Origin of the sequence: Sphingobacterium sp. 40-24 (assembly GCF_001899705.1) — a bacterium.
GTDB classification, from domain to species: Bacteria; Bacteroidota; Bacteroidia; order Sphingobacteriales; family Sphingobacteriaceae; genus Sphingobacterium; species Sphingobacterium multivorum.
In genome coordinates, this window is the sequence record NZ_MKWH01000023.1 from 89,636 (window position 1) to 114,865 (window position 25,230).

The 25,230-nt window shown below is 42.6% G+C and carries 13 protein-coding genes; 1 reads left to right on the forward strand and 12 read right to left on the reverse strand.

Annotated elements, in window-relative coordinates; all coding sequences use genetic code 11:
- Positions 1-80: 80 nt before the first annotated feature.
- A complete protein-coding gene (locus tag BGP15_RS09215) occupies positions 81-3,065 on the reverse strand; it encodes a SusC/RagA family TonB-linked outer membrane protein (RefSeq protein WP_286769304.1) in 2,985 nt (994 codons plus the stop codon).
- A 433-nt stretch (positions 3,066-3,498) separates the two neighbouring features.
- Between BGP15_RS09215 and BGP15_RS09220 the strand changes: the two genes are divergently transcribed.
- Positions 3,499-7,455: a hybrid sensor histidine kinase/response regulator transcription factor gene (locus BGP15_RS09220; protein WP_286769305.1), complete on the forward strand. Its 3,957-nt coding sequence runs from the start codon at positions 3,499-3,501 to the stop codon at positions 7,453-7,455.
- A 223-nt stretch (positions 7,456-7,678) separates the two neighbouring features.
- Here the strand turns inward: BGP15_RS09220 and BGP15_RS09225 are convergent, their stop codons facing one another.
- The 11 genes from BGP15_RS09225 to BGP15_RS09275 form a co-directional block, all read right to left on the reverse strand.
- The gene (locus tag BGP15_RS09225) at positions 7,679-9,004 is read right to left on the reverse strand and encodes an MFS transporter (RefSeq protein ID WP_286769306.1); all 1,326 of its coding nucleotides are present in this window, start codon (positions 9,002-9,004) and stop codon (positions 7,679-7,681) included.
- 100 nt (positions 9,005-9,104) lie between these two features.
- Positions 9,105-11,414, reverse strand: a complete 2,310-nt coding sequence (locus BGP15_RS09230; RefSeq protein ID WP_286769307.1) for a family 65 glycosyl hydrolase domain-containing protein — start codon at positions 11,412-11,414, stop codon at positions 9,105-9,107.
- Between the two features lie 107 nt (positions 11,415-11,521).
- Complete coding sequence (pgmB, locus tag BGP15_RS09235) at positions 11,522-12,169, reverse strand: beta-phosphoglucomutase (RefSeq protein WP_286769308.1); 648 nt, start codon at positions 12,167-12,169, stop codon at positions 11,522-11,524.
- A gap of 33 nt (positions 12,170-12,202) precedes the next feature.
- Complete coding sequence (locus tag BGP15_RS09240) at positions 12,203-14,065, reverse strand: glycoside hydrolase family 13 protein (protein WP_286769309.1); 1,863 nt, start codon at positions 14,063-14,065, stop codon at positions 12,203-12,205.
- Between the two features lie 3 nt (positions 14,066-14,068).
- Positions 14,069-15,088: a SusE domain-containing protein gene (locus BGP15_RS09245; RefSeq protein ID WP_286769310.1), complete on the reverse strand. Its 1,020-nt coding sequence runs from the start codon at positions 15,086-15,088 to the stop codon at positions 14,069-14,071.
- Positions 15,089-15,300: 212 nt separating this feature from the next.
- Entirely contained in the window at positions 15,301-16,896 is a 1,596-nt protein-coding gene (locus BGP15_RS09250; RefSeq protein ID WP_046674246.1) for a RagB/SusD family nutrient uptake outer membrane protein, read from the reverse strand.
- 11 nt (positions 16,897-16,907) lie between these two features.
- Positions 16,908-19,397 (reverse strand): SusC/RagA family TonB-linked outer membrane protein, encoded by a 2,490-nt coding sequence (locus BGP15_RS09255; protein ID WP_286769311.1) that lies wholly within the window; start codon positions 19,395-19,397, stop codon positions 16,908-16,910.
- Entirely contained in the window at positions 19,330-19,878 is a 549-nt protein-coding gene (locus tag BGP15_RS09260) for a carboxypeptidase-like regulatory domain-containing protein (RefSeq protein ID WP_286769312.1), read from the reverse strand. Before BGP15_RS09260 ends, BGP15_RS09255 begins: the two co-directional genes overlap by 68 nt.
- Before the next feature lie 11 nt (positions 19,879-19,889).
- The gene (locus BGP15_RS09265; RefSeq protein WP_286769313.1) at positions 19,890-22,475 is read right to left on the reverse strand and encodes an alpha-amylase family glycosyl hydrolase; all 2,586 of its coding nucleotides are present in this window, start codon (positions 22,473-22,475) and stop codon (positions 19,890-19,892) included.
- 195 nt (positions 22,476-22,670) lie between these two features.
- Positions 22,671-23,681, reverse strand: coding sequence for a LacI family DNA-binding transcriptional regulator (locus tag BGP15_RS09270; protein WP_286769314.1), 1,011 nt, complete (start codon positions 23,679-23,681; stop codon positions 22,671-22,673).
- A 201-nt stretch (positions 23,682-23,882) separates the two neighbouring features.
- Complete coding sequence (locus BGP15_RS09275) at positions 23,883-25,166, reverse strand: Gfo/Idh/MocA family protein (RefSeq protein WP_112374277.1); 1,284 nt, start codon at positions 25,164-25,166, stop codon at positions 23,883-23,885.
- Between the last annotated feature and the right edge of the window lie 64 nt (positions 25,167-25,230).

Here is a 25,230-nt window from a genome sequence, read left to right on the forward strand (position 1 = left end):
ATTCATTCACTAATATGAATATGTTTAAATCAATCTTGATACTCTCCTCTTTTTATTATCTAATGATCTACAGTATACGCTTAAAGTGAGAAGTTAACCCCCAATAGGATATTTCTTGCCGGTGGATATGGTAAATATTCGATACCCAACGAAGGAATACCATTTGTTGCACCATCTGTATTCACCTCAGGATCAAACCCTGTATACTTCGTGATGATGAAAAGATTCTGTCCAGTAAGGGATACATTTAAATTCTTCAGTGTTCTGCCTACATTTCCAACACGATAGCTTAAAGTAAGATTAGCCATTTTTAGATAATCACCTTTTTCAAGGAATCGCGTCGAAGGCGCAGCCGAATTGGAAGTAGACTCTTTTACAGCTGTATTAAAGAATGCTGAACCGATATTCCGTGATGACAAATTGCTCAATCCCAAAGTCGTCGCTGCCGTATTATTGAATAGATAATGTCCAAAAGCGCCATTCATATTGGCAGCCAAAGAAAACTGTTTATAATTTACATTGGTGGAGATACCCAATAATGTGGTTGGATTTGGACTGTTCATATAAAACTTATTAATTGCAGGATCGTTGGCCGTACTGATACTACCATCCTGTCCACGGTACATGCTCATTCCGGTTTGCGGGTCGATACCTTGGTAATCGGCCAAATACCATACATTCAATGGCTGGCCATTGACCATTCGTTGTCCCAATACACCAGAAAAACCTTGGCCGCGGAGTGCTCCTGTCTCATAATAACCAACAAGGCCACTTACACTATTCTTAAGAAATGTTGCATTACCTGTCAAATCCCAAGTCCAATTGTCATTTTTAATAATTGTACCTGTCAACGCGACCTCTACCCCTTTATTGACAATCTCACCGTCCAAATTTACCCAAATACGTCCCGCAGGAGCTGGCTGTGCAAGCGTTTGCTCAAATAGCGCATCTGTGGTCTTTTTATTAAAATAATCAATGGATCCATATAGACGGTTGCCCCAGATTCCGAAATCTATACCCGCATTGATCGTCGTCGAAGTTTCCCATTTCAAGTCAGGATTTCCATAGTTAGCCTGGCTTACACTCTGATTACCGAAGACCAATCTATTCAATGAGGCACCAGAAGGGAATTCTTGGTTACCTGTTTTTCCCCAACCCAATCGCACTTTCAATTGGTCAAAGATACCGGAAGACTTTAAAAACTCTTCCTGATTAACATTCCAGGCTACGGCCAACGAAGGGAACATGGCGTATTTGTTGTTTGAACCAAATTTCGTTGAACCATCCCTTCGCACTGTTGCAGTGAATAAATAACGGTCTAAGTAATTGAAGCCGCCCCGTAAAAAAAGCGATTGCAATTGGTTTGTTGGACTTCTATACGACGATATTTCACGCGTGGAAACAGGCGTATATTGTAGATAGTCAAAATAATCTAACCCCAGGTAGCGAAATCCACCGCCAAAGGAAATGTTATTATTATAATTATAATCCAAATACTCGTAGCCTGCTACTGCATTGACACTCCAATCTGAATTGATTTGTTTATTGTAAGAGAGCATATGCGTCATTTGCAAGTTGGTTTCCCCGTTATTGGAGATAAAAGCCTGCTCATTGTTCACAGCAGAAGGATCAATAAGCCCGGCGCGGTACATACCCTCGCGGTTTCCTGTTTGTCGCATCGCACTATAAATAAAGCGATACTCTAAATCATCTGTAATTTTATAATATGGCGCCAAATTGACCACCATTGTATTGGTTGTCGCCAAGTCCTTAAAGGCTTCAATGCTTGTCAATGGATTTCGTGTGGTTGAACTCACAAAGGTCAAATTACCTTGCTCATCGCGTAATGGTCGCGTTGGATTCCATTGCAGTGCTTGGGAAATCACATTTCCTTCAGAACCTACCATCGCATTGATCGGCGCGTATTTATTATCCATTTGCGTCAAAAAGACTGCAAAATCCAATCCCAATCGTTTGTTTTCCAAAAAACGGAAATTCCCGTTAAAATTGGCTGTATATTTCTTCAGTTGTGAGCCACGAATAATACCATTTTGGTTTAAATACCCACCCGAAAGACGGTATTTACCATGTTCGGTTCCACCCGCCACGTCAGCATAGTAATTTTGCGTGATGGCTTTTCTTGTGATTGCTTTAAAAGCATCCTCATTACCACCAAAATCAGCATTTGCCACTTCAGATGGTGTATAATATTTCAACGCCTCTCTGAATCGCGCTGCATCCAATACATCAGGATATTCCCGCATGGTAGAAACACCTGCAGAGGCTCCCACAGAAACCTCGGGCTGTCCTACTTTACCTCTTTTCGTGGAAATAATGACTACACCATTTGCCCCACGTGATCCATAAATTGCCGTAGCCGAAGCATCTTTAAGGATGTCCATACTAGCAATGTCACCCGGATTTAAGTAAGTTAAAGGATTTCCTCTGTCGGAAGAAAAACCTCCTCTTCCTTCGGGCAGAGGCGAATTACCCGACATAGGCACGCCATCCAGCACAAATAACGGGTTGTTACTGGCGCGGATCGATGAATTCCCACGAATACGTACGGTCGTTGCCCCTCCAGGTTGCCCCGTATTGTTAATCACCATCACCCCTGGTGTCTTTCCTTGTATGAGTTGGTCGGGACTGGTCATGATCCCCTTATTAAAGTTTTTCGCTCCAATAGTGACCATAGACCCCGTTAGATCTTTTTTACGGGCCGTACCATAACCGATCACAACGACTTCATCTAAGCCCTGACCGGCACTAGGTTCAAGCGCTACCGTGATATCGCTCCCCACAATAGGTACTTCTTTTAAAGTATATCCGATAAAGGATACTTCCAGCGTTTTAGCTTCACTGGGAATAGTCAATGTAAAGGAACCTTCCGTGTCTGTTGTGGTAGCCGCGGTACCCCCTTTTACTTTGATTGTAGCTCCTGCCAATGGACTTTGAGTCTCATCTACAACCTTCCCCTTCAAGACTTTCGTCTGGGCAACTACAATAAAAGATACAAGCAGAAATGTGAGCGTCATTACGCATTGTGCAAGTAGTTTATTTTTCATACGCTTTTTGATTGGTGGTTTAATTGATTTTTTATCGTGTGCAATAGATACACAGCTGATAATAAGTGATTTTTAATGGTTTATTTTTAGTCCTAAAACTCATTTGAAATGAGTATGGTCTTTCCCAATTATTGCAAATACGTAACGATCAGTATGAAAATCGTTAACGCCCAAATGGAATACCAAATCATCGTGAAGATATTGCCGCACCTGTAAAAACAAAAACCTAACAAACTGAAAAACAAAGACACAGGATATACCTGTCATAATTCTAGGGCGAAACATACGTTTATATTTGGTTATTATTGTTTTATAAAAATGCGCAAATCCTTGTATCTCGTCCAATCAGAGCGTCTCAATTTTATATCAAAGCGTATCAGTAAAACTCTTTTTTATCTTTTAATTGACTATTTTTAGTTCAACGTAATCAGTTTTGAAAAGAATAACCACCATACTCCTTTTGTATATCTTGCTGGCAGTTATCAACCTGCAGGCACAATCGATCTATTTTAAAAACTATCAGACCCACGATGGCCTTTCCAATAGTACGGTCAAATGTATTACACAAGATATTCAGGGTTTTCTGTGGCTAGGAACGAGGAATGGCCTTAATCGTTTTGACGGTAATCAATTTAAAATATTTCGACACAATGCTTCAGATTCGACAAGTATCGGAAGTTCATCTATTTTAAGCCTCCTCACAGATAGCAAAGGTGTCCTATGGGTGGGTACCACACGGGGTGCCTATCGTTACGATCCCATAAAAGAAGATTTCAAACCATTCAAGCTCATACCCATCGGTGAAGTAAATGCCATACACGAATACGCAGGCTTTATATGGTTGCTTTCCAATGGAAAACTGTACCGTTACAATTCTTATACAGGAGAAATATTCCCATTTGATCTCAACAAAAATACCCTAGTAGCGATCACCAGCAGTAAGAAAGGTGGGTTGTGGGTAACAGACAATAACAGTACAATACTACGGTATCAGGTTAATACGGGTAAATTTTTCCCTGTTGATCTTAAAAAGATCGATCGACAAACACTAGCGAATACCAAAACCGTATATGCGATCAACGATTCATTGCTAATGGTCGGAACAATCAATTCGGCTTATTTGTTTGATTTCAAAAATGGCACATTAAAAAATCTATTTGCAAGTCATTACCCCAACAAAGTCATTCAGGCAAACTGTATTATTCAACAAACAGAGTCGACATACTGGATTGGAACTGAAACCGGAATATACACCTATGATATTCACACAGGCCAGAGCCAACACATCAAAAAAGACCTGCTCAATCCATTTGCCATTTCTGACAATGCTGTCCTGAATTTCTATCGGGACCGTGAAGACAATATCTGGTTTGGAACATTTTTCGGTGGCTTTAACCAATACAGCAACCAATTCGACAATTTCAAGAAGTATTTGTCCGGATTTGGAAAATCAGCCCTATCAGGTAATATTGTACACGATATCAAAAAAGATCGCTATGGAAATTTCTGGATCGGAACAGAAGATGGCGGATTGAACAAAATAGATGCCCAAACACAACAAATCCAGCATTTCCTTGCCAACGGAAAAAAAGGCAGTATTGCGCATAACAATGTCCATGGCTTGGCAACAATCGGCGACGATCTTTGGGTAGGATCCACCACACATGGACTTGACATTCTCGACGTAAAGACTGGAAAATTAAAAAAGCACTATGACCGCATCGGCCAAGGTCCCTTACAAAGTAGCTTCGCCGTATGCATTTATAAGTCCAAAGACAATACGATGTTTGTTGGCACAGACCGCGCTTTATACGCCTACAACAAAAATAAGGACAGTTTTGATCTCCTTCCTATTCAAGCATGGATACAAGGCATTTATGAAGATGAATATGGTATACTCTGGATCAATACCTATGGCAGTGGGATCTTCCAGTATAACCGCAGCTCGGGAGAAATACAGCATTTGCTGTCCGAACAAGGTAAACAAAATACACTCGTCAATAATTACGTCAACGGCCTATTTGAAGACAGCAAAAAGAATTTATGGTTTTGCACCGAAAGCGGCCTTTCGAAATACCGCCGTGATGGACGTTTCACCAACTACCTCACCGAATCCGGTTTACCTTCTAATCAAGTATTCAAGGTCTTGGAAGACGACAACAACAGCATCTGGATATCGACCGGCGGTGGACTGGTCCGGCTGGACGAGGGTGTCCCTCGAAGGGTCATCTATACCTCCAGAGATGGGCTTCCCGCAGATCAGTTTAATTATAATTCGGCTTTTAAAGATAGCGACGGAACTTTATATTTCGGGACTATCAAAGGAATGGTAAGCTTCAACCCCACAAAATCCATTAAGAACAGTTTTATTCCACCCATATTCATCAGCGGCATTCAGATCAACAATGTCAGTGTGCCGGTTCGTGAAAATGGCATACTCAAAGAATCCATCTCCCTATCAAAAGAGATACACTTAACCTACGACAATTCCAATATCAGCTTCCATATAGCAGCCTTGAGCTTTGTTTCCCCAAAGAGCAATCCCTATCGTTATATCATGGAAGGTTATGATAAAGGCTGGACCGATATTACGGGAAATCAAAAAATATATTACAATAAACTTCCACCAGGTACGTATACGTTTAAGTTCAGGGGTGCAAATAACAACAGCGTCTGGAATCCGACAGAAAAAAAACTGCTCATCATTGTTTCGCCCCCCTGGTGGCAATCAAGCTGGGCGTACTTACTTTATTTTGTGAGCCTTGGTACGATTATACTGCTCGTATTACGGTATTATTTTCTACTTATAAAGGCCAATAATGCTCAAAAGATGGATAGCTATGAACGAAAAAAAGAACAGGAAATTTATAACCTCAAACTGGAGTTCTTTACCAATCTGGCCCACGAAATTCGTACGCCACTCACCCTGATCAAAATGCCCCTTGAGAAAATAATAAACCAACAAAAATTTACCGATAGCGACACAGCCAAGGATCTCGCATTAATTGAAAAGAATACAGCGCGTTTAATTCGCCTGACCAACCAACTACTGGATTTTAGAAAAGCAGAAACCAACAATATGAGCCTTATTTTTACTAAAACGGACATCAACACACTCCTATCCGAAGTATTCCACGACCTAAATTATCTTGCAAAAGATAAACAGTTGCATTATGAGCTTAGCCTGCCACGTATCAGTCTCGCTGCTTATGTGGATGAGGAAGCTCTCCGAAAAATCTTTACTAATCTTATTCACAACGCCATCAAATATGCAGATGAAGAAGTCTATGTCCGGCTCCTCCCTTTTAATAGCGATGATATTATGTTCAATATCGAATTTAAGAATGATGGTGAGCTTATTCCTTATGAAAAAAGAGAAAAAATATTTGAACCATTTTATCGATTGAACGAATCCGATAAAGATACGGGGACAGGTATTGGCCTTCCCCTATCCCGCTCCTTGGTCGAATTGCACCAAGGAACCTTGTCACTTGTCTATCTGGAAGAAAACCGCAATATATTCCTGCTGTCTGTACCGATTTTTCAAGAACAATCACTGGACATCAAATCTTTTCAGGAAGATAATGACGATCATGTATTAAATGATAAACCAGACGATCAGGAGGAAGAAAAACCGGTGATTCTACTCGTCGAAGACAATAAAGAAATTCTTGCCTACCTCAATAAAGAATTAAAAACCAGCTATATAATCCTACGAGCCGGCAATGGTGCCGAAGCGCTCGAAATATTAGACCAAGAAAATGTACAACTGGTACTGACAGACATCATGATGCCTATTATGGATGGCCTGGCTTTATGCAGACGTATCAAAACAGATATTCTCTATAGTCATATTCCTGTGATCTTTCTGACCGCAAAAAATGCATTGGATTCCAAAATTCAGGGATTAAAAAATGGTGCCGATGCTTATATCGAAAAACCTTTTTCGCTTGAATTCCTCATGGTACAAATACGCAATATTCTCAAGAACCGAAAAATTATCAAGAATTACTTCACTAACGCACCCAGCTCCAACTTAATAGATATCAACGTTTCGGGTCCTGACAAAGATTTCATCAGTCAGCTCAATACGGTTATTTATGAGAATATTTCAGCGATAGACCTTAATGTGGATGAACTGGCCAAACTGATGCATATGAGTCGTCCGACCCTTTACCGTAAAATCAAAGGACTCTCCGACCTAACACCCAATGAATTGATCAATATTTCACGATTAAAAAAAGCGGCAGAACTGCTTACCAAGAAAGAATACAACATTACCCAAGTATCAACGATGGTCGGTTACACCGTGCAATCCAATTTTTCCAGGGACTTCCATAAACATTATGGTATGTCGCCGAGCAACTATATTCTTGAAAACAGTAAATAACATGTACGTGTTCAGCCAATGATGGCGCATTTTTCAGCAGATGATACGCACAAGTTTTAGTAAATCGAACGAAATTATCCCGCTGTGTAAAAGCGAGCCGTGCTAACTAAAGCAAATTAGTATACTTAAGGGGATGATGAAAATCCAATTGCAGGAGCTTGGCCAAGTGAGCAGAAAATCGTAGACGTAAGCTCCTCTATTTACTACGTCTACGATAATGATCTTAGCGTTTACTCTTGGGAACAAAGAATGCAGCCAGCAGCATAAATACACCGGCCAACAACAAGCCATAAATGGATTGGCTATGAAAAAAATATTTGATAATCATTCCTCCAAAAAATCCACATACAATCTGTGGTAAGGTAATGAAGAAATTGAAAAGACCCATATAAACCCCCATTTTCCCTGCAGGCAGGTGATCGCTCAAAATGGCATAAGGCATCGCTAAAATACTTCCCCAAGCAATACCAATACCGATCATGGGAAGAATCAGCAGATTAGCATCTTTAATCAGAAACAGTGAAATCAACGAGAGTCCTCCAATGGAAAGCCCAAGCGCATGCGTTTTTCCACGCCCGAGCTGTTTGGCTATCCGCGGAATAAACAAAGCATATAGAGCCGATACCCCATTGTAAATACCAAAAAGCACGCCCACCCAATTGGCCGCCTCCATATAAAGATCCTGCCGATTTCCTTCCCGCAGGTAAAAAACCGAATCTGCAATCGCAGGAGTTGTATATACCCACATCATAAAAAGGGCAAACCAGGAAAAGAATTGAACCCAACCGAGTTTGCGCATGATCAATGGCATCTTACCAATATCGCTGACGATAGCGCGCAAACCAAATTTTGGCGCTGTCTCCTGTTCAACCACCAGGGTATCGGAAAATGACCGTAATTCCTGTGGCGTATATTCCTTCGTTTTAAACACCGACCACAACACCGTTAGAAGCAGTACAAAACCACCAAAGTAAAAAGAATATATCACATTGTTTGGCACCTGACCGGCTTCGGAAGTTCCCTGTACATGAAAATATTTTGTCAGTATAAAGGGAAGTAACGATCCCAATACGGCTCCAATACCGATCAGAAAGGTTTGTACAGAGAATCCAAGACTACGTTGGTTGCTCGGTAGATTATCGCCAATTAAGGCTCTAAAGGGCTCCATTGTCACATTGATAGAAGCATCCATAAACATTAATAGTCCTGCTCCTACCCAAAGTGGTGCTAGCAATGTGGTAAATACCGCTGCATTCGGCATCAAAAACAGGGTTATGGTGGTCAACAGTGCACCCACCAAAATATAAGGCCGACGACGCCCCAATTTATTCCAGGTTCGATCGCTATAATGCCCGATAATTGGCTGCACAATCATCCCCGTAATCGGAGCCGCAAGCCAAAACAGCGACAGGTGTTCTACATCAGCACCAAATGTCTGTAGAATACGGGAAGCATTGCCGTTTTGTAAGGCAAACCCCATTTGTATGCCCAAAAACCCAAAACTCATATTGATGACCTGGCTAATGCTTAATTCAGGTTTATTTCCCATAATAGGCTATCAAAATTTAAGACAAAATACAATTTAATTATCACTTAATCCCTATTTTCAGCAGCATAAGATTGGTTCTTACGCTGCTGAAAACAGGGGCTTACCGAACCTGAAACACCTGCTTTTTGCTTTGTGCAGCCAGAATGAAAGCTTCTGCCTCCGTCTGGATATGGGCCGCAGTGTCACTGTCATTTTCGATCGTAAATCCATCCGACCGTACCGCAATCAACAAGGTCGCACCGCGAAATAAGACACGGAATTTATACCCTTCCCACTCTTTAGGCAACATTGGATTTAAATACAGTTTTCCGTCCTTAATCCGCATTCCTGCAAAGCCCTCTACGATTGTCATCCAGGTACCCGCCATGGAAGTGATATGTAAACCGTCTTCGGTATCGTTATTATAATCATCCAGATCCAAACGAGAGGTCCGCAGATAGAATTCATAGGCTTTTTCTGGTTTATTCAACTTAGCAGCCAATATCGCATGGACACAAGGAGAAAGCGAGCTTTCATGTACCGTAAACGGCTCATAGAATTCATAATGTCGCCTTAAGGCTTCAAGATCAAACTGGTCTTCGAGAAAGTAAAAGCCCTGCAGCACATCGGCCTGTTTGATGTAACAGGAACGTAGAATCCTATCCCAGCTCCAACGCTGGTTGATCGGTCGTTGAGCCGGATCAAGTTCGGCCACAGGAATTAACTCTTTGTCGAGGAAACCATCCTGTTGCAGAAACACCCCGCGCTGCGCATCAAAAGGATAATACATGTTATCGATAATATGCTGCCATTTTTCCTGTTCCTCCGCTCCTATGGCTAACTTCGTTTTTAATGCGTCAGCAATGTCGGAGTTCAGCTGCGCCAGCTTGTTTAAACAGTCCAGTGTATATTCTAGGCACCAGGAAGCAATCCGATTGGTATACCAGTTGTTGTTCACGTTGTTTTCATACTCGTTTGGTCCCGTCACCCCCAACATGACATATTGCTGGCGCTCAGCGCTCCAATTAACGCGCTGTGCCCAGAATCGGCTTATCGCAATCAAGACTTCCAAGCCGTGTGACCAGATGTAGTCCTGATCACCGGTGTAACGGACATAGTTATAAATCGCGAATGCAATAGCTCCATTGCGATGAATTTCCTCAAACGTAATTTCCCATTCATTATGGCATTCCTCACCATTAATCGTCACCATGGGATAAAGTGCAGCTCCATTGGTAAAGCCAAGCTTAGCGGCATTTTCAATGGCTTTATCCAATTGCTGATGACGATAAATCAACAAGTTACGCGCAATATTTGGAGATTGTGTTGCGAGGTAAAAAGGAATACAATAAGCTTCAGTATCCCAATAGGTGACACCGCCATATTTTTCTCCGGTAAAACCTTTCGGACCAATATTGAGTCGCTCATCTTCGCCGGTATAGGTCTGGTTGAGCTGAAATATATTATAGCGTATAGCCTGCTGCGCAGCAACATCACCACTGATTTCAATGTCACTTTCTGCCCAGATCGCTTGCCAAGCTGCTGCTTGTTTCTCCTTTAGTTGCTCATAGCTCAGTGCATCTAGCTTATGTAAATTGACCGAAGCAGCCACTTCTAGCTCTGCCGACACATGGTTCTGTGATGTAACAATGGAAACTCGCTTTTCAACGCGACAAATTTGAGATTCGCTTAGCTCGGTCTTATAAATTTCTGCCATACAGCCTCGACTTGTCACCGTGTCTTGCACTTCGACAACGGCTGTAGGTCCTGTCACGGTAGTTGTAAGCAGCGCGTACACCTCAAAGCCAGTTTTCTTGGTACGCGCCGCCACAAAGGTATTTTCACCATCTCTTCCCTGCGCTGTGCTTTCCCAAAATTGCTCGTCGTAGTTACTGTCTCGATTGACAACTTCAGCATTTAAATGCGAACGGACCTCCAAAGCAATCGGACCGGAAAGTGCCTGTATGTTGTACTGTAATGAAGCTGTTTCCGAAGCAAACAGATGATACATCCGGCTTGCTTCAACCTTCAACTGTGCCCCATCAAGCATTTCCACGATAAAACTGCGGTATAAAACCCCATTTTGCATATCCAGGCGACGTTCAAAAGATTTGACCGCAACTTTGTTTAGGTCGAGAACCTGCCCATTCACTAGAATATGCAGGCCTATCCAATCGATGGAATTGATGACCTTGGCAAAATATTCGGGATACCCATTTTTCCACCAGCCCACGCGTGTTTTGTCAGGATAATAAATACCCGCTAGGTACGATCCCTGTAACGATTTCCCGCTGAATTCTTCTTCAAAATTAGCCCTCTGCCCCATCCGACCATTACCAATAGCGAAGATACTTTCCGAAAATTCATTATGTTCGGGACGAAAGGTGTCTTCGATAATTTGCCAAGGGTTATGTTTGATATATGTTTTCATCTTTATATTTTTTTCAATGCGCGACGGATACTCTGCCTCAATCATTCTGGTCTTCTTTGCCAATATGATCTACGCCTTGCCTCCATCACTTGAATTGCTCCTAAAATTTAAAATTTATCGACTAAGGCTCTTAAATCGGCTACCACTAAATCTGCTCCGTTAAGATGTTCAGCCCGCCCAATCCCTATCACCTGCATGCCGGCTGCCCTTGCCGCATCTATTCCGGCTTGGGCATCTTCCAGCACGAGACAGCATGCCGGTTCAATTCCCAAAGCCTCAGCTCCCTTCAGGAAAACTGCTGGATTAGGTTTAGACAGTTGAACCACATTTCCATCAATCAATGCGTCGAAATAGCTGATAATCCCCGTTTTTTCAAGGATACCCATCGCGTTCTTGCTGGCTGACCCCAATGCAATCTTAATCCCCTTTTTCCGGAGTTTTTCTAATAGATCTAAACTACCTGAAAGCAAGTGGTCAGGGCTGAGTTGTTCAATCAGCTCCAAGTACCATTTGTTTTTAAGTGACAGCAAATCCGCTTTTTCAGCATCGGATATTTTCGTCCCCGCCCATTTTAAAATAAGCTCGAGGGATTCAATGCGACTGACCCCTTTCAGCTGTTCGTTATCAACAAGAGAAAACGAATAACCCAAGCCTTCTGCCAATCTATGCCAGGCTTGAAAATGGTAGACCGCCGTATCCACCAACACACCGTCCAAATCAAATATTACGGCTTTTACAGTTTTATAATTAATCATCGAAAAATGAATTCTATAGAATTTTAAATTGTGTTAAAACTTAAGCTCGAACACTTTAGTCTCGTAAGCGTCCAACTTCAAGCTATGGTCAACTGGATTGGTCTCTTGCTTTTGAATAATATCGAAATAGGACTTCACCTGGTTATTTCGTTCCCTAAAGCGATCGAGTTTAAGTTCCTTCGCGACATCATTGCAATTCATCACGACCATAACAGTTTGCTTTTCGTTGTAACGGAAATAAACATATACGCCATCTTCGGGCACATATTGCATCGTTTTACCTGTTTGCAGAACGGTATGTTGTTTTCGATAATTGGCTAAGGTCTGCACATAGTTCCACATATCCTGCTCGGCTTTCGTTCTTCCGTCAGCTGTAAATTTATTCGATTTGTCACCTATAAAACCACCCTGAAAGTCTTCCCTTAGCAAGCCGTCGGGATTAGAGAAATTCTTCATCAGAATTTCAGCTCCATAGTACAACTGTGGGATACCCCTTGTTGTCATAAGCCAAGCCATTGCTGATTTATATTTCTGCACGTTTTCGCCTACAACGGAGAAAAAACGATCCTTATCGTGGTTATCCAAAAAAAGCACATTTTGCGCTGGATGTGGATATAGAAAATCTGAGGCCAGGGTCGAATATAATTTATTGGCTCCGGCAGTCCATTCTGTCTTTTGGTTGAGCGCATCACCTATGGCATAATTAAGCTGAAAATCGGTTACGCCCATCAGCTTGGAATCCACGTCCTGACCAACTCGTTTTCCGCCCAGAAAATAAGCCTGATTGGCAACCCCGTGTACCCATGTCTCCCCAAAAAAGGTAAACTTTGGATACTCCTGCAAAATGCGATCGGTCCATTTAGCCATAAAATCCAGATCATTGTACGGATAGGTATCTATTCGGAATCCGTCTATTGCTGCGGTCTCTATCCACCAGATATGGCTTTGGGTCAGGTAATTTTGAACGTATGGATTCTGTTGGTTCATATCGGGCATGGTGGGAACAAACCAACCTTTGACCATTTTCTTTTTGTCATCTGCCGAGGCATAAGGATCAAAAACAGCCTGATCTTTATAGGATGTCTGCGTATAGGAAGGCCATTCATTGAGCCAGTCTGCCATCGGTTTGTCTTTCACCGTCCAATGATAACTTCCAATATGGTTGGGCACCACATCAAAAATCAATTTCATCTGACGCCGGTGGAGCTGTTCGCCTAATTGCACATAAGTGTCATTGCTACCAAAGCGAGGGTCTATATGATATGTTTCGGTATTGGCATAACCATGGTACGAGGCCTGTGGCATGTCATTGGTCAACACGGGAGTCAGCCACAAGGATGTAACACCAAGATCTTGCAGGTAATCCAGTTTCCCGATAATACCTTCCAAATCACCACCATGACGCAAGTACATTGAATCCCGGTTCAAGCTCATATCCAACATACCTTTCACTTGATCATTTGCCTTATTTCCATTGGCAAAACGATCAGGCATAATCAGATAGATCAAATCGGCACTGTTTACTCCTTGCGCTTTTACTTTTTGATCTCTTTGCTTCAACTCATAACGATAAGTCAGTTTTTTCTTTCCTTGACGAAAGGTAAAAGTTGACCATCCCGGTTGGGCCGAAGCAGCCACCTTGACATCCAAAAACAGGTAATTGGGATTTTCCACCCGATTGATTTTTACCAATTCTATTCCTTTATCCTCCACTTGCACCTCACTTTTCCCGATCTGGGGTCCATAGACAACGAGCTGCAAGGTTGGATTTTCCATTCCTACCCACCAGTTTAAAGGTTCTACACGTTGAATGGATTGCCCCAATAAGGGGCTCCATCCAAGCACTGTTAGCGCCACGATTACTGTGGTAATATTTTTATTTATTTTAAACATCATTTGCTATTTCTTTGTCAGCGTATAGGTATTTGCATTGAAATCCACGACAATAGCATAGGTACCGGCACTGGCGACCGCGATATTGGCACCGCCAGCCGCTAAAGTTCCATTTGCCCCGCCAAAATTGGTTCCCCAATCGTGATTTTTACGGAATTTGATCTCTCCTGCCGTCAAGCTCACTGTGAGCTTCCATACCTGGTTGGCATTGTCAAACTTCATATCTGTATCGGCATCCCAACCCTTCGGCGTGGCACTACCAATAATGCCCCAGTTGTGATCTTTAAATGAAATGGTATTGGCAGTTGTGTTGACCTCGATTTCCAGATTACCTGCACGCGGTGCTTTTATATTTCCACCGCCATTAAATGCGATTTTACCATCTGCAGTTTGTCCATAAGAATTCGCCCAATTGCGTTCAGTTGTAATCTTAAATTCTGAATTCACTTCCGGAAATAAGATAATGCCTGTATAGATACCGTTACTTGTTGGGGAAACTAACGACTCAGCTGTGGCTGGATCCCATCCCTGATAAGCGCCTGGAACATACAGATAGCTGGTTGAAGCAAAGGGAACTGCTTTCAGGCTTGCCAAAGCCGAAAACACGACCGTAATTTTAGCATTGATACTTGACTTCAGACGTATATCAAAGTCAGAAGCCGTTCCTGTCGGAACACCAAGAGAAAGTAAGTAGCTATTCAATTCATAACCTGTAAAACCAACTGTTGTCCTACCACTCGGAATAACAACTTCTTTTACTGTTTTAAAATTGTCTCCCTTAAGTCCAAACTGGAGTACGTTGGTTACTGCCGCCTGAAAACCAAAGTCAGGCTGAATCATAGTTAAGTGCAGTACCGTGTCCTTTGCATTATCTTTAGACAGAGTTACATTATTTTTATCAAGGCTTAAAGTCGCTGGCTTTATACCTTCATCACTAGCCAATATGGCCCGCGTTTCGTCTTTTTTACAACTTTGGAATAGCGCTATAAACAGCAGCATGATTCCGATATAGTGTCTAGTTTTCATCTGTTTAATTTTGTTTTCAATAGCTGATGAAAGCTCAGGCAAATATTCACCGTCCTGTGCGCCGACCAATATGCATTGCTCGGTTTCATCTGTCAACAATTTTCTTAGTACAGGTATGCCACATCGATCAGAAGAAGCTTACCGCATCCAAACTCAATCAGGAGTTGTAGATTCGTCTTTCATTGGAATAAATTCTCCTTTTCCGATGCTGATTAATTATAGCCGGGATTCTGTACAAGATTGGAGTTCGCGATTATATCTGAAGCCGGAAGCGGGAACAGTGTTCTATAGGCTGGCACAGCTTGACCGGCTAGCACACCTCCTTTAAAAGGCCAGAGGTAATTATCGCCCGTAAATTTGCCATAACGAATTAAATCTGAACGTCTAAACCCTTCCCAATACAGCTCTTTCACACGCTCGTTGAGTACATCGTCCAGCGAGAGGTTTGCCAAATTCCCACTGTTGTTGCCATAGGCACGCACACGCAACTTGTTGACGTAATCCAATGCTTTAGCCACGTTACCACCGGAGCCACCTCGTAAAGTTGCTTCGGCGTAAATCAGGTTCATCTCTGCCAATCGAATTAATGGAAAGTCCACCGATGCTACAAAACCTTCAGCTGCTGGAGGAGCAGTTTTTCCGTCTTTGTTCACATTCCGGAATTTAGTAACTGCCAAGCCCTGCTTATAGACAGCGATATCTTCTATTTTTACGCTTGTATTTAAGTGAAACATTGCCCTTTTGTCCGTTGCTCCGGAGTAGTCACCGAAAATGGTTGCGATATTGTCACGCGTCCGATTTCCGGCCCAACCGCCGCCAGGCACACCAAAAGAAGTGGGATTCATGGTCGCGTCGATAGCTGCATTGATCAGATAAGTCGTTCCCCCCTTGCTCTGTGTTTTGGTTCCATCGTAAGGCAGATAAAAAATAAATTCGGGGTTGTTCACATCATTATCTGCATAGAAGAGCTCCCGGTAATTTGTCCCCAAGCTATAGCCCGAGTTCAATACCTTTTCTGAATACGTGATGGCTTCGGTATATTTCTTATTACCGGCCCCCAGGTAGACTTCAGCGTTGAGGTATAAACGAGCCAATAGCCCCCATGCCGCTACTTGGTCCACACGACCATAAACATTCTGTTTGGCACCTTTGAGCTGACCAGCAACCTCCAGCAGTTCTTTCTCCACATACGCGAAAAGCTCAGGTCGTTTGATCTGTGGCGGTGATACTTTGCCTACTGAAGTTTCTTCGGTTACAAAAGGTGGATTTCCGAATAGATCAAGTAGAACCCAATAGTTGTAAGCACGTAAGAATCTTGCTTCGGCACGATAATAAGCGATCTCTTTTTTGTCGGCATCTGAAATACCGCGTTCGGCCAATTTAGCATCCGTGCTCTCTCTTAAAAATTCATTGACAAGGGTAGCACTGTAGACACAACGCGTGTAAAGACCGCGGAGCATGGGATTGCTATCGTCAAAATTGAGGTAATCCAAACCACTAATTCCCGGGTCATTAAGCCAGGCGCAAGCAGCTTCATCGGTAGTAAGTTCTTGCGCATTCCAAAAAAGACGTAAAAAATCCGATGTTCCGGCATCTAAACCACCTAAGTCTGTATTATTCGGCCCCGATGTGCTCGTTAAAGTCAATGATCCATACAACCTTGCAAATGATGAGGTATAACCTTTAAAATCTTTATAAGCAATATCTGCGGTGACATCATTAGTCGGCTTTAAATCCAAATCCTTGTGGCAGCTGCTCAATGCGATGGCGAGCAGGCAAGCGCCTATATATTTATTTAATTTTTTCATTGTTATATCATTTAAAAACTCACATTTACACCCAATACATAAGTTCTTGGTCTTGGATAGAAACGGTCGTCTATACCATTGGATATTTCTGGATCAACTCCTTTGTACTTGGTGATGGTAAATACATTTTGTACAGTGGCAGAAATAGACATCGAAGCTTTGCTGTTCCGAATAAATTTTCCGAGGTTATAACTCAGATTAACATTATCCATTTTCAAGAATGACGCATTTTTGATGTAATAATCACTTCGTAACTGCTTGAGTAGAAAATTGGTATTCAAAAAATCCACCGGGGCATTGTTGATCACCAAAACCGCCTGATCGTTGATGTTCGCGCCACTGCCTAGGTTGGATGAAACATTGTCGTACACATAATTATCCAAACTTGCGCGCAATACGGTGCTTGCCGACCATTTTTTGTAACTGTATGCCGCCGTAAAACCCAAAAGGTATTTCGGTAAAGGTGATTTGTATAGGTAACGGTCGTTATCGCTGATCACGCCGTCGCCATTGCGGTCAACATAGACCCCTTCTACAGGATGCCCCTGTTCATCATATACCTGCTGGAACACATTGAAACTATTGGGCATGAAATTCACCTTATGTGCCTGGATATTCCCCCCTGTTCCACCACGAATACTACCGGTCTCCACGATAAAGTTTGGATCATCGCTCTGCGTCAGGTTGGTCACTTTGCTTCTATTATAAGTCACATTGAAACCAAGATCCAACGACGAATTTTCTGTTTTTACCGGAACGTAATGCAGGTTAAACTCCAGACCCTGATTCTCCATATTACCGACATTCGTCAACAAAAAGTTGCTAAAGTTTGATCCTACAGGAACTGGAATGGTACTGAGCAGGTCCTTGGTCTTCTTCGAATAGTAGTCTATGCTACCATAGAATAGATTGTTAGCGAAACCAAAATCAACTCCAGCATTGTAGGTCGTTGTACTCTCCCAGCGGATATCTTGATCGTAGGCGACCGGCGAATTCAGGTAATAATACTCATTACCAAATCGATACATGGATTCATTACCACTGATGGTGTAATTAGGCAAATAAGAATAGTTGGCAATACCGTCTTGCTGACCGGTCTTTCCATAACTTAAACGAAGTTTCAACTCCGAAACCGCAGCTATTTCTTTTAAAAAGCCTTCATTTTTCGCGCGCCAGGTAAAACCGACAGAAGGGAAATATCCCCAGCGGTTATCCGGGCTAAAACGGGAAGAACCATCTGTCCGCAAGGTTCCAGAAAGGACATAACGGTTGTCGTAGGTATAGATCAAACGTCCGTAATAGGAAATCAACAGGTTTTCGGGTTTATCAAAAGGTCGCGTTGGTTCATTTAAGATCTTATCACCTTCGGCATTTGTACGGTTAAAATTGTATACTTTACTACTATTTTTATAGTAACCATAGCCTAGTGTCGCGTCTATCGTACTTTTGATCGTAGGTAATTCTTTATCATACTTTAGATAAAACTCGAGTGTTTTATTGTTGATATCGGTTTTATATTGCGTTCTTTCACCACCTTCATTGAAATTACGTGCAGCAATAGCCGGCGTAAATGTATTCCCTTTTGAACGCGCCAGATCGTAGCCGACGTTTAAGTTGGCGTGTAACTCGGGAAGGAAATGGAAACTATAATCCACTTTTGCATTTCCAATGCTTCTGAAAACATCGCCATTATCTTTGCGCAGATCCAATAAGGCCAAAGGATTTCGAGGTGCATTTGGATTGGGTTTCCCGCCCTGAACCCACTCATAATATCCGCCAAAACTATCCTTATCATCGACATAAACAGGTTGGGTGGGATCGAACTGAATCGCTGACCCGATCGCATCTTGCGTAGCAAATTTCGATTTCGACCAGGTACCACGTACATTCACATCCAGCGAAAGGTGATTGTCCAGAAATTTCGGTGTCAAGGCCAATGCCGCGGTGGTCCGTTTTAAGTTATCATTTTTCAGCACACCGTCCTGATTCATATAACCAGCAGAAATACGGTAAGGCATATTGCCAGCTCTGGAAGCAATGTTAACATTATTGTCCGTAGTAAAGGCATTGCCATAAATCACATCCTGCCAATCGGTATTTGCTGTTCCCAACAATTTTTTCATGGCATCACTGCCATTGGCATTGACATAATCGCGGATTTGATCCGCGTTAAGCAGTTTTACTTTATTGGCCACAGTCGCCAAGGAGTTCTGTGTAGAGAAGTTGATCTGTGTTCCTGAGCGGCTGCCTTTTTTGGTGGTGATTAAGATGACACCATTCGATGCACGCGATCCATAAATTGCCGTTGCATTGGCATCTTTCAAGATGGTAAATGTCTCGATATCATTTGGGTTAATCAAACTTAATGGATTCGCTACGCCGGATACCGAGCCACCAGCCAAAGGAATCCCATCCACGACGATCAATGGATCGTTACTGGCATTCAGTGAAGCGCCGGAACGGATCCGGATTGTACTTCCTGCGCCTGGCTGCCCCCCCACTTGTTGTAATCTGTACGCCCGGAACTTTCCCCATAATGAGTTGCTCGGGAGAGGAGATCTGTCCTTTTTGAAAATCCTTAGAACTCACCGTGCTGATTGACCCCGTCAGGTCACTTTTCTTTTGTGTACCATAACCAATCACAACAACCTCATCCAGCGCGCTCGTATTGGATTTAAGGTAGAGGTTTAACGGATTCTGCCCATCACTGATTTGGATTAAGGTGTCCAGGCTCGCGTATCCGACCATGCTGACTCGCAGGCGTAATTTCCCCGTTTGTAGTCTATCCAAGCTAAAATCCCCATTCGCATTGGTAGACAGTGATTTTTGAATATCCTCGAAGCGCAGTGTAGCACCGACCAAGGAACTCCCCTTCTGGTCCATTACTCGCCCCTTTAGCGTTGCCTGTTGGGCAAATGCCGAAGCACTTACGCCGAGTAGCATGCTCAGAGCCCAAAATGGACGTGATAGCTGTTTGTTCATAAAATAACTGTTTATTTATTTAGTTTTGTTTTGCTTATCAATTGGTATTGTCCAGGCAAAAGGCTCAATTTTGACTGACTGAGCCAGTTGAGCTCTTTTCCCGTAAAATTGTCCACCCACTGTCCCTGCAGTGCTTGTGGCAATGTAAATTCCACACTTTCTACTCCAAAATTGCCAAGTACCCCTACTTGTTGTCCATCCTTTTCCAGCACGAAATATTTAACGGCATCTTTCATAGCCGATGTAACAATCGTCCCGTTTTGGAAAATGCTATTTTTGGTTTTGAAACGGGTGAGTTTCGCATAGGTCTCAAAAAGTTTTTTGCGATCATCTTGCTGCAGATAACTCCATAATAATGGTTTTTCACCTGTCCGTCCATTTTCATCGATAGACACATCATAGCCATATTCACCAAACTGCCAGATCATCTTAGGTCCAGGCGAAGCCAATAAAAATACCGCCGCTTGTTCCAAGCGTTTTAATGCTGTACCGAGATTCTTGATATTATAGTTACCGGATGAATTTCCATAATTGAGGCATTTGAACAAGAGTCTCTGTTCGTCGTGACTTTCCATATAGGACACAAAAGAAGGTTGCACCATCCCATGATTTGAGGCAAACAAACGACCGAGATCCGAGCCATTATTGGCATTCCATCCCATCGCCGCTTCGTTGAAGACATGATTCATATTATTCCAGAGCAACATACCCGATTGCGCCAGCTCCATTTCTTCCTGATCACCGCCAAGATGCTCGAGAATGATATAACAAGAAGGATCTATACTCCGAATATGCTGCTGGTATTGCTTTAAGATCGCCACACGGGAAGCATCATAGGGATTCCAAGCGCTTAAATCACTTTCTGAAGTGCCTGAATTTTTCTGGGTAAAACCTTTAGACAAGTCAAAGCGGAAGCCATCGATCTTGTATTCTTGCATCCAATAGGTCAAGACATCTTTAACGAAAGTCTGCGTATAACTACTTTCGTGGTTAAAGTCGAATCCAACATTAAACGGATGCTTGGCAACCGTATTGAACCAAGGACTATTGCCAGCGACGTTGCCCTGCTCCATATAAAGCTGTACAAGCGGCGACTGACCAAATGCGTGATTAAAAACAACGTCCAAAATCACGGCAATACCATTTTCGTGACAGGCATCGACATAGGCTTTCAGGTCATTTTTCAAGCCGTAATATTTATCCAATGCCCGGTGGAATGAAGGATTGTATCCCCAAGTCGAATTCCCTTCCGATTCCTGTACAGGCATTAGCTCAACGGCATTTACACCCAGCCTTTTTAAATAAGACAAAGAATCCTTGAGTGTAGTATATTGATGCTGTCTGACAAAATCGCGAACCAACAGTTCATAGATCACCAAATCACCTTGAGCAGGTCTATTAAAAGCAGTTGTTTTCCAGGTATAAGCCTTTGTGGAAAGATCCAATACGCCGACAATACCATGCGCAGCTGCGGGATAAGCGGGTACAGCCGCTGCTGTAAGCCCAAGTGCAGCATCATTCTGCGGATCAAGAATCAGCTCAGCATAGGGATCAGCGATAGCCAATTGGCCATCCACCAAAAACTGATAAGTCTGTTTTTTGGAGAAATCCAGATTCGACACCGTTACCCACCAGGTTTTGCCATCTGGAGTCTGGCTCATCGCATAGGCTGGTAATGCTTTATAGTTGTTAAAACCACCTAACAGATATACACTTTTTTTCAGTGGTGCTGTGAGCGCAAAACTGACCTCCCCTTTTTCCCTGTTTATGGTTGTTCCGTTTGGATTGATACCTATCGGGAGGGCAGCAATGGTAGGTTTTGATTCTACAAATAGCTCCACTTTACTGGAATATACCTTGCCATCAGCTTCCAAGCGGGCTTCGAGCTCATGCAGGCCATTGCTTTGTAGACTAACAGATTTTTCTAAAGACAGTGCAGCAGAAGATTCAGCCAGCAATATACCATTGTCCCAGACACTGATTTTTCCGGACTGCGTTGCCTGTAATTTTAGCTTCAGGTTATCGCCAACGGTGTACATTTGCTCAGTGGTCATTGGATCTGTAGGTTGCAGCGTAGGCGACACAAAACGAATCGCTTGCATGTTACTCGCCACGAAAGGCAAAAATAAATCTGAATTATTTTTATTTCGTTGGACGAGCGATCCATCACCATTGCGCACTAAAAGTGCCAACTGACCAAATTCCAAAGCATTTGACAGATTAAAGAATGTGGAAGGCGTAAATGTAAATGTATATAAACCAGCAGAAACAAATTTAAGTTTATAAGCGTTGTCATTCTTTGACCAGTCTGTCGCTACATGCTGCCAGCTCCCCCCATGGACAGGGATCAACCCCGCGTGTAGATACAGGTCGGCGGTGCTACCTTTTAACGCTGCATTTCCTTTCGAAAGATCAAATTGCAACGTGATTTCCTTATCCCAAAAGATAAATGGAGCAGAAAGATTCACCAAACCAGTCCCCTGCTGTTCAATAACAGGTGGTTGCTCGACATCCACGATATCTTTCTTATTTGCACATGATGATAATAGGACAATCACCCAGAGATACCCTATTAAACGAGAGATATGCTTCTCCATCGATAATTAGCTTTACTTGGAATCTGATATTGGGAACGTTCCCGAAATCAAGGTAAAAAGAAATCGCCTGTTGCGATTTGCTGGATTTCCCTATCCAATATTTTATACAAATTGATTATTTAAATATTTTCGGGAATGTTCCCGAAAGTAATCAAAGCTAAATAATGGGATTACAAAAAACAAATATTTTTTTTCTTATTTGAGGCTAGATTTTTGAAAAATAAGCTGGGAATCAAGGTAAACCGAATTAGCAAACTTATCATTTGTTGGATCATCCATTTTATCTAACAGGTATTTTGTTACCAATTGGCCCATTTCGTAGGCAGGTTGTTTCACTACGCTCAGTGCTGGGTCGATCAGATCGGCGATATCCAAACAAGAAAAACAAATGATTTTGAGGTCTTCAGGAATACGAATTGCGAGCTGCTTGGCGACCCGTATACTCGAAATAGCGAGACGTTCTACTGAAGCAAAAATGGCATCGGGTTTTTCCTTTTCGATCAAGCTGGCGATATCTTTCATATTCTGATCGGCATCATTGACGGTATCCAAAATAAGCTCGGGCCTAATCGGTATTCCCGCCTCCCGCAAAGCTTTTTCATACCCGTCTTTACGCACCTTACCAATCGAAACATGAGGATTGATGGCGAGATAAGCAATCCGTTGACAGGCATTATCAATCAAGTGCTTCGTAGCCTGGTAAGCCGAATCAAAGTCATTCCCCGTAATATATCCCCCCTTCCAATCGTCGTATGCACGGTCAAAGAACATGACCGGTATTCCCCTTTCCGCCAACAGCTGCAAATGCGAATGGTCTTTTCCCTCACCCGAAGCCGAAATGATCACGCCATCCACTCGTCCATTAGCCAGCGAGCGCACGATGGAAGCTTCATTTTGTACCTGATGATCCGTCACGTAAATCAAGGTATGATAGCCCTTAGAGCGTGCCACTGCCTCGATTCCTTTGATGGCCTGCGAGAAAAATTTATTACCAAATTCGGGAATAATAATCGCAATCGTCAGACTTTTATTCGCTTTCAGACTACTCGCATAGACATTCGGCGAAAAACCGATTTCTTCGGCCATGGCCAAAATACGGGCTTTTGTCGCCGGATTAATATCCTCGTTATCCCGAAATGCACGGGAAACGGTCGATTTTGACAAGCCGAGTTTTTTGGCCAGATCTACTATTGTTAATTGCGACATATCAAGATTCCCTTCGCTGTTCGAATGTAATAATTGTTGGATACAAATAAAGCAATTATCTATCCAGAATAGCAAATTTTCTTTTTGTCCTCTTTATTTTAAATACAAGTCTACATTGTTGTAGAAATATTGATCTATAAACAAAACAGGCTTAGCAAATATGCTAAGCCTGTTTTTATCATTAGTCGACCATTTTCTTGATTAGAACTTTCTAAAATCCCATTCTCCGCGATAAGGGCGGCTACGCATGAGGTTAGCATAATCATTGTCGAACTGTTCCTTTTGTGGATTCCATTTTAAATCCTTTTGAAGTTCATACGCTATGTTGATGGCATTGCAAACAGAGCTCGTCCGATGCCCTATTTCAACATCACAGATCGGCTTACTTCTTTTTTTGATCGCGTCTACCCAATCCTGATAGTGGTTATCACTGTAATACAGGCGACGATCTGTGGAGCTCAATTTAAGATTGGCCAAATTCTCGGGATTCGAACGGATAAATTCGCGGCTTACCTCAATCTTACCTTTTTCACCAATAAATTGAATCGCATTATGTACGCCCCATTGCACATGGTTTACCCGAACTCCATTGGCATAGTTAAAGGAAAGCCCGCTATTGCTATTTGCTGCTTTAGGTGGATTGAATTGCACCGGGCCAGATTCGTCCATGCCCAATGCCCATTGCACAATATCAAACATATGTGCTCCCCAATCGGTAATATAACCACCGCCGAAATCACGGTAACCACGCCACCAAGCCCATTTATCATCCTCAAGCGGTGGGCTTAAAATCGGGTTATAACCGCGGTAAGGTGAAGGTCCTACCCACATATCCCAATCCAGATAATCCGGTGCTGGCATAGCTGGTAGGTCGCATTGTTTGACCGGTTCGCCCACAGATACATTAATTTCTTTTATTTTGCCGATATAGCCATTGAGAACCAGTTCTGCGGCTTGTCTAAAATTATAGGAAGAACGCTGCATGCTACCCGTCTGAAAGACACGCTTATATTTGCGGGTTGCATCAACCATTGCTCTCCCCTCGGCAATGGTAAGCGCCAGGGGTTTCTCACAATAAATATCTTTGCCGGCTTTAGCTGCATCAACAGCAACCTGCGCATGCCAGTGATCTGGTGTTGCAATAACAACAGCATCAATATCTTTCCGATCCAATAGTTCGCGATAATGGTGGTAGGCCTTGATCTCAGTCTGTGCTTTTGACAATTCCGTTTGCTTTTTCCCTGTCGCAGCAATAAATGCGGCCAACTTCTTACGGTCCACATCGCAGGCCGCCAGACTTGCGATTTCCTTGCAGCGATTTAGACCGTTCATCAAAGTATAGGATTGTTTTCCGACACCGATAAATCCAAGATTGATACGATCACTTGGTGCAAGAAATCCATTTCCGCCTAACACAACGCGCGGGACAATTGTGAAAGCCAAAGAGGATACAATCCCCTTGGCTATAAATTCTCTTCTTTTCATTTTTTACTGATAGTTTATTTTTCTGCTCGTCTTTATAGACACTTATTCGGTCCTCGGCGGCAAA